The organism is Vibrio sp. Vb0349, from assembly GCF_033338975.1.
This window is the reverse complement of the sequence record NZ_JAWOTS010000290.1, coordinates 1-1,222: the sequence shown is the minus strand read 5'-3', so window position 1 is coordinate 1,222 and position 1,222 is coordinate 1. Positions and strand designations below refer to the sequence as shown.

Annotated in this window: 2 protein-coding genes; one reads left to right on the top strand and one right to left on the bottom strand. The window is 44.3% G+C overall.

Going from position 1 to position 1,222, the window contains the following annotated elements; all coding sequences use genetic code 11:
• Positions 1–45: 45 nt before the first annotated feature.
• A complete protein-coding gene (locus R7Q47_RS25285; protein ID WP_005456756.1) occupies positions 46–429 on the top strand; it encodes a DUF3461 family protein in 384 nt (127 codons plus the stop codon).
• A gap of 82 nt (positions 430–511) precedes the next feature.
• Here R7Q47_RS25285 and truC read toward each other — a convergent pair.
• A partial coding sequence (gene truC, locus R7Q47_RS25280) for a tRNA pseudouridine(65) synthase TruC (protein ID WP_318090082.1) occupies positions 512–1,222 on the bottom strand: 711 nt, incomplete at its 5' end.

Genomic DNA, 1,222 nt, shown 5'->3' with positions numbered 1-1,222 from the left:
TGCTACAGTTATATCAATATCAATTCGATGTAATAGAGGTAGCCTATGTATCCCCACCTCACTGGTTTGGGTATTCATGATCCCAAGCAGATTGAACGTTATTCCCTACGTCAAGAAGCACATAAAGACGTGCTCAAAATCTACTTCCATAAGCAAAAAGGCGAGTTCTTTGCCAAAAGCGTCAAATTCAAATACCCACGCCAAGTAAAAAATGTCTTAGTTGATAGCGGTAGTCATAAATACAAGGAAGTAACGGAAATCAACCGTAACCTTACTTTGGTTATCGACGAACTCAACAAGATCACAAAACCAGCGAAAGTGTCTGAACTGGATGTAAAACAAAAGATTCTTTCTGATCTTCGCCATTTAGAAAAAGTCGTTTCTAGCAAGATCGCCGAGATCGAAGCGGATCTAGAAAAACTCAAATAGCCTTTAAGAATCGGTAAACAACAAAAAGGGTTGGTAAACATGCCAACCCTTTTCTATTTCTCTTCGCTAGAGCACAGCCTCTTTACTTAACGAGCTCTTCGTCCCACTCAAATCGAGTAAACAATTGCTGCCACGTATCGTCGATACTCGCTTTCATCACTAGCTCTTCATTTGTAAACGGATGCACAAAACGCAGCTCCGAAGCATGTAACAGCAAGCGGTGTGAATCAAATTCGTTACGGAACAATTTGTTGTGTTTACCATCACCGTGCGATGTGTCCCCCACAATTGGGTGACGTAGGTGGGCCATGTGACGACGCAATTGGTGCTTGCGACCAGTCTTGGGCTTCATTTCCATCAAACAGTAGCGCGTTGTTGGGAACTTGCCCGTCGAATAAGGCACTTCCACTTTCGCCAGTGGTTTGTAAGCGGTTACGGCCTCTTGAGCTTCTTTTTCTTGTGAGGCGAACTTATCTGCAATTTTGTCTAATTCGACTTTTAACGCGTAATCTAAAATGCCCTCTTCCTCAATCCAACCACGGACAATCGCGTGATAGGTCTTCTCCATTTTGTGCTCAGCAAACATTGGCATCACTTGAGAAGCCACTTCACTGGAGAGCGCAAACACCAAAACGCCAGAAGTCGGACGATCCAAGCGATGCAACGGAAAGACATGCTGACCAATTTGGTCTCGCAGAGTCTGCATGACAAACTGAGTTTCGTGTTTATCTAGCCAACTGCGATGAACCAACATGCCGGCGGGCCTGTTCACCGCAACAAAATACTCATCTTG

Bases quoted from the DNA above. Each gene is read 5' to 3' on its own strand.
- R7Q47_RS25285 (WP_005456756.1), top strand. From the start codon at position 46: ATGTATCCCCACCTCACTGGTTTGGGTATTCATGATCCCAAGCAGATT.